At 67.0% G+C, this 5588-nt stretch carries 5 protein-coding genes; 2 read left to right on the top strand and 3 right to left on the bottom strand.

Features of this window, described 5'->3' with window-relative positions; all coding sequences use genetic code 11:
* The first annotated feature begins 254 nt into the window (after positions 1-254).
* The gene (locus AC5Y4D_RS27125; protein WP_500038743.1) at positions 255-1085 is read left to right on the top strand and encodes an SDR family NAD(P)-dependent oxidoreductase; all 831 of its coding nucleotides are present in this window, start codon (positions 255-257) and stop codon (positions 1083-1085) included.
* A gap of 152 nt (positions 1086-1237) precedes the next feature.
* On the opposite strand, the gene AC5Y4D_RS27120 is transcribed toward AC5Y4D_RS27125, so the two are convergent.
* The 3 genes from AC5Y4D_RS27120 to AC5Y4D_RS27110 all read right to left on the bottom strand — a co-directional run bounded on the left by AC5Y4D_RS27120 (position 1238) and on the right by AC5Y4D_RS27110 (position 4336).
* Complete coding sequence (locus AC5Y4D_RS27120) at positions 1238-2050, bottom strand: glycine betaine ABC transporter substrate-binding protein (protein ID WP_500038742.1); 813 nt, start codon at positions 2048-2050, stop codon at positions 1238-1240.
* 53 nt (positions 2051-2103) lie between these two features.
* Positions 2104-3285, bottom strand: coding sequence for an NAD(P)-dependent malic enzyme (locus AC5Y4D_RS27115; RefSeq protein WP_500038744.1), 1182 nt, complete (start codon positions 3283-3285; stop codon positions 2104-2106).
* A 61-nt stretch (positions 3286-3346) separates the two neighbouring features.
* Complete coding sequence (locus AC5Y4D_RS27110) at positions 3347-4336, bottom strand: malate dehydrogenase (RefSeq protein ID WP_499941187.1); 990 nt, start codon at positions 4334-4336, stop codon at positions 3347-3349.
* Between the two features lie 141 nt (positions 4337-4477).
* Between AC5Y4D_RS27110 and corA the strand changes: the two genes are divergently transcribed.
* Positions 4478-5578: a magnesium/cobalt transporter CorA gene (gene corA / locus AC5Y4D_RS27105; RefSeq protein ID WP_500038741.1), complete on the top strand. Its 1101-nt coding sequence runs from the start codon at positions 4478-4480 to the stop codon at positions 5576-5578.
* Positions 5579-5588 lie beyond the last annotated feature (10 nt).

Raw genomic sequence — 5588 nt, 5'->3', positions numbered from 1 at the left:
AACCATCACCACCTAGCCACTCACCAGCCGTGGTCACCTCTATTTTCGAGTGAGACGCAAAGGTCCCCAAAACCGGCCGGTTTTGGGGACCTTTGCGTCTGTTCGGCGGTGACGGGTGTAGCTCCCAAACCGCGAGCGACCGCCGCCCGCCAACACCGTCGGCGCGCTGGCTTTGACCCAATAGCCAGGCCGCTGCCAGGCGGGACCGCCGGTACCGGCTAACCTCTATCGAGCCGTATCGAGGGAGGGTGTTCATGCAGGGGTTTGCCGGCAAGGTAGCCGTAGTGACCGGCGCGGGATCGGGCATCGGACAGGCGCTGGCCCTGGAGCTGGGCCGGTCCGGGGCCAGCCTGGCGATCTGCGACGTCGACGCCGAGGGCCTGACCCAGACCGAGGAACAGCTCAAAGCGATCGGGGTGCAGGTCAAGGCCGACCGGCTCGACGTCACGGAACGGGAGCGGTTCCTGGAGTACGCCGACGAGGTCGCCGAGCACTTCGGCAAGGTGAATCAGATTTACAACAATGCCGGCATCGGCCACACCGGTGACGTCGAGGTCGAGCACTTCAAGGACATCGAACGCGTGATGGACGTCGACTTCTGGGGGGTGGTCAACGGCACCAAGGCGTTCCTTCCCCACCTGATCGCGTCCGGCGACGGCCACGTCATCAACATCTCGAGCATCTTCGGATTGTTCTCTGTCCCAGGGTATTCCGCGTACAACTCGGCCAAGTTCGCCGTGCGCGGCTACACCGAGGCGTTACGGCAGGAGATGCGTCTGCACGGCCACCCGGTGGGGGTTCTCGCGGTGCACCCGGGCGGGATCAAGACCGCGATCGCCCGTAACGCCACGGTGGGCGAAGGCCACGATCGCGACGACCTGGCCGAACTGTTCGACAAGCGGCTGGCCAACACCAGCCCGAAGCGAGCCGCCAAGATCATCCTCGACGCGGTGCGCAAGAACCGCGCGCGCGTGCTGGTCGGCCCCGACGCCAAGGTCTTGGACCTGATGGTGCGGGTGACCGGTTCGGGGTATCAGCGGATCACCGAGCTGTTCATCAGTAAGGTCATCCCGCCCAAACACTGAGACGGCGCTCGAAACGTTGAAATGAGTTGGGGGCGTGCCACATTGACGTCCACCAGTCGCTGAATATCCCCGCACAGATCTAGGTTCGGTTCACCGGCGTGACCGGCAATCAGATCATGCCGCCGGTGTTGAACCCATTCCCCGACCAGGACTCAACGCCCCAGCGGGTGCTCGGCCAGCCAGCCGTCGGCGACCACCTGGGGATCGGCGCCGTCGGCCACCTTGCGGCGCATCTCGGCCAGCGCAGCGGTGTCCAGTACCCCGGCGGGTTCGTTGATCGCCAACAGCTGTCGGGTGCTCAGGCCGTTGCGGCGGTACAACGGCACCACGTTCTGCGCCTGAATCAAGGACTCCTTGCTGCTGTCGGCCAGCGCGATCAGATCCGACGGCAGGCCGGGGTCGGCCGTCCTGGCCCATGCCGTGATCACCTCGCCCGCCCGAAGCGCCGCGAAAAGCGTTGTGTCGTCGGGGAATTCGCGTGGCGGCGGCATCCGGCAGGAACCCACCGCGGCCGGCGCCTGCCGGCCCCGGACGATGCCCGCGGTCAAGCCGGCGCAATGCCCGGGCAACAGGGTCAGGTCGCTGCCGCCCCAGGCACCCGAGGTCGCCGGCGTGATCACCACCGTCGGTTTGTCTTCGGCGGCGGTGGCGTAGTCGCCCGCGGCCACACCCTCGGGCAGGGCGGAGTTCATCGCTTGGTAGACCTGCTTGTCGGACAGCGCCGAGGAACCGGGCTGCAACGACTGCAATACCGTGCCGGTGTAGCCGGGAACCACGGTGAAGGCACCCGCATCCAGCTTCGCCATCGGGTTCTCCGCGGTTTCGGCGCGGGTGGGGAAACCGTAGGACCGCAACGCCGCGACGTAGACGGCAGCCAACAGGCGCGAGTCGGCATCGGGCTTGGATCCGACGACGAGTTCTGCCGGGTGCGTCGACGAGCTGGAGCAGCCGGTGACAACCGACATGAAGACCAGGATCAAGACCGGCAACAACGCGGCCGGCCTGCCGCCCCACACCGTCAGTCGGAGAAGTCCGCGGCCAGAGCCACCGCGCGGGCGACCGCCTCGCCGACGCGCCGGTCCAGCGGGCTGGGCACGATCCGGTCGACCGCGAGGTCTTCGCTGGCCACCGAGTAGATCGCCTCGGCCGCGGCCACCATCATCTTCTCGGTGATCCGGCGCGCCCCGACGTCCAGGGCGCCGCGGAATATCCCGGGGAAGGCCAGCACGTTGTTGATCTGGTTCGGGAAGTCGCTGCGGCCGGTCGCGACGATGGCGGCGTACTTGGCCGCGACGTCGGGATGGATCTCGGGGTCGGGGTTGGACAGCGCGAACACGATTCCGTTGGGCGCCATGGTGGCGATCAGAGCCTCGGGGACCACGCCGCCGGACACCCCGAGGAAGACGTCCGCGCCGTCGAGCGCCTCGACCAGCCCGCCGGTGCGGCCGCCGGGATTGGTGCGGCGCGCCAGATCGGCTTTCACGCTGTTCAGGTCGTCGCGGGAGTGGTGCAGGATGCCGCGCGAGTCGAGCACCGTGATGTCCGAAACTCCCATGGCGAGAAGGAGATTGGTGCACGCGACACCGGCCGCCCCGGCGCCGGAGACCACCACCCGCACCGAGGACATGTCCCGTCCCAGCAGCTTGGTGGCACCCATCAGGGCCGCGAGCGCGACGACCGCGGTGCCGTGCTGGTCGTCGTGCATCACCGGACAGTCCAGGGCCTCGATCACCCGTCGCTCGATCTCGAAACAGCGCGGCGCCGAGATGTCCTCGAGGTTGACCGCACCGAACGTCGGCCGCAACCGCACCAGGGTCTCGACGATGGCGTCGGGATCCTTGGTGTCCAGCACGATGGGGATCGCGTCGAGCCCACCGAACTCCTTGAACAGCGCGCACTTGCCTTCCATCACCGGCAACGACGCCGCCGGCCCGATGTCACCGAGGCCCAGCACGGCGCTGCCGTCGCTGACGACGGCGACCAGCCGGTTGGCCCAGGTGTAGCGGGCGGCCAAGGTGCGATCCGCGGCGATCGCGCGACTGACCTGGGCGACGCCCGGGGTGTAGGCGAGCGACAGGGCACGCTGGTTGTGCAGCGGGGCCGTCAAACCCACCGACAGCTTGCCGCCTTCGTGTGCCTCGAAGATCTCTTCGTCCGTGACGACGACCTGGGGACTTGGCTCGGGAAGGCTTTTCACCATGTCAAGGGTTTCGGACACGGCTGCCAGGGTACTGCGCAGCCGCTGGCGACCCTAATCCGTGTCAGATCAGGCCGAGGTCTTTGACCGCGTTGCGCTCGTCAGCCAACTCACCGGTGGTCGCGTTGATCTTGCCCCGGGAGAATGCGTCGATCTCGAGACCCTGCACGATCTCCCAGTTGCCGTTCTTGGTGGTGACCGGGAACGACGAGATCAAGCCCTCGGGCACGTCGTACGAGCCGTCGGAGTAGACCGCCATCGACACCCAGTCGCCCTCCGGGCTGCCCAGCAGCCAGTCGCGGGCGGCGTCAACGGTCGCCGAAGCCGCCGAGGCGGCCGAGGAGGCGCCGCGCGCGTCGATGATGGCCGCACCGCGCTTGGCGACGGTCGGGATGAAGTCGTTCTCGATCCAGTCCTGGTCGTCGACGACCTCGGCCGCGTTCTTGCCGCCGATCTCGGCATGGAAGATGTCGGGGTACTGGGTGGCCGAGTGGTTGCCCCAGATGGTCACCTTCTTGATGTCGGTGACGGCCGCGCCGGTCTTCTTGGCCAGCTGGGAGATCGCCCGGTTGTGGTCCAGCCGGGTCAGCGCGGAGAACCGCTCCTTCGGGATGTCCGGGGCGTTGTTCAGCGCGATCAGCGCGTTGGTGTTGGCCGGGTTGCCGGTCACGCCGATGCGGATGTCGTCGGCGGCGACTTCGTTGAGCGCCTTGCCCTGAGCGGTGAAGATGGCGCCGTTGGCCTCCAGCAGGTCACCGCGTTCCATGCCCTTGGAGCGCGGGCGGGCGCCGACCAGCAGGGCCAGGTTCACGCCGTCGAAGATCTTGTTGGCGTCGGCGCCGATTTCGACGCTGCTCAGCAACGGGAACGCGCAGTCGTCGAGTTCCATGACGACGCCTTCGAGCGCCTTGAGCGCCGGCTCGATCTCCAGCAACCGCAGTTCGATGGGCCGGTCCGGGCCCAGCAGCGAGCCGCTGGCCAGACGGAACAACAGGCTGTAGCCGATCTGGCCGGCGGCACCGGTGACGGCGACCTTGAGAGGACTTGCGCTCACGTCGGTTCTGCTCCTTCTAGACGGGTTCGCGTCGAAACTATCGCACCGGGGCCGTCGCGAATCCGCCGGTCCGTTTTGTCGCGGTGAGACGCGTACGATAGACCACCGCCGGTCAGACCTGCCCAGCGATCGGAGGTTGACGTGTTTCCCGGATTCGACGCATTGCCCGAAGCACTCAGACCGGTCGCGCGCAACAAGCCGCAGCACGTTCATTCGGTCCCCGGTCCGACCGTCCCGACGCTGGTCGACTGCGGCGTCTATGTCGACGGACATCGGTTGCCGGGCAAGTGGGCACCTGCTGACGCTTTGGCCAAGGTGCGGGAGTTGAGACGGGCCGGCGACTCGGCTTACGTGTGGGTGGGGCTGCACGAACCCGACGAATCCCACATGCAGGAAGTGGCCGACGTCTACGGGCTGCACCCGCTGGCCGTCGAGGATGCCGTGCACGCCCATCAGCGGCCGAAGCTGGAACGCTACGACGAGACGCTGTTCCTGGTCCTCAAGACGATCAACTATGTGCCGCACGAGTCGGTGGCGCTGGCCCGCGAAATCGTCGAAACCGGCGAGATCATGATTTTCGTCGGGGAGGATTTCGTGGTCACCGTCCGCCACGGCGAACACGGCGGGCTGCACGAGGTCCGCAAGAAGATGGACGCTGACCCCGAACACCTGCGGCTAGGCCCGTACGCGGTGATGCACGCGATCGCCGACACCGTGGTGGACCACTACCTCGCCGTGACCAGCCTGATGGAAGACGACGTCGACGCCATCGAGGTGGTCGCTTTCGCGCCGGGACGCTCGATCGACGTCGAACCGATCTACCTGCTCAAGCGTGAGGTGGTGGAGATGCGCCGTTGCGTGGCCCCGCTGTCGGGTGCGTTCCAGCGGATGCAGACGGACAACAAGGATCTGATCTCCAAGGAGGTGCGGCGCTACCTGCGCGACGTCGCCGACCACCAGACCGAGGCCGCCGACCAGATCACCAGCTACGACGAGATGCTGAACTCGCTGGTGCAGGCCGCGCTGGCCCGGGCGGGCATGCAGCAGAACATGGACATGCGCAAGATCTCGGCGTGGGCCGGTATCGTCGCCGTGCCCACCATGGTCGCCGGCATCTACGGCATGAACTTCCATTTCATGCCGGAGCTGGATTCCAGGTGGGGTTATCCGTCGGTGGTCAGCGTCATGGTCATGGTCTGCGTGTTCCTCTACTTCAACTTCCGGCGACGCGGCTGGCTGTAGGCCAGCGCCG

Source organism: Mycobacterium sp. NGS67, from assembly GCF_059812185.1.
The sequence above is the reverse complement of the archived record's forward strand: the minus strand, read 5'-3'. Positions and strand labels throughout refer to the sequence as shown.

Bases quoted from the DNA above. Each gene is read 5' to 3' on its own strand.
- AC5Y4D_RS27115 (WP_500038744.1), bottom strand. From the start codon at position 3,285: ATGGTGAAAAGCCTTCCCGAGCCAAGTCCCCAGGTCGTCGTCACGGAC.
- AC5Y4D_RS27125 (WP_500038743.1), top strand. From the start codon at position 255: ATGCAGGGGTTTGCCGGCAAGGTAGCCGTAGTGACCGGCGCGGGATCG.
- AC5Y4D_RS27120 (WP_500038742.1), bottom strand. From the start codon at position 2,050: ATGTCGGTTGTCACCGGCTGCTCCAGCTCGTCGACGCACCCGGCAGAA.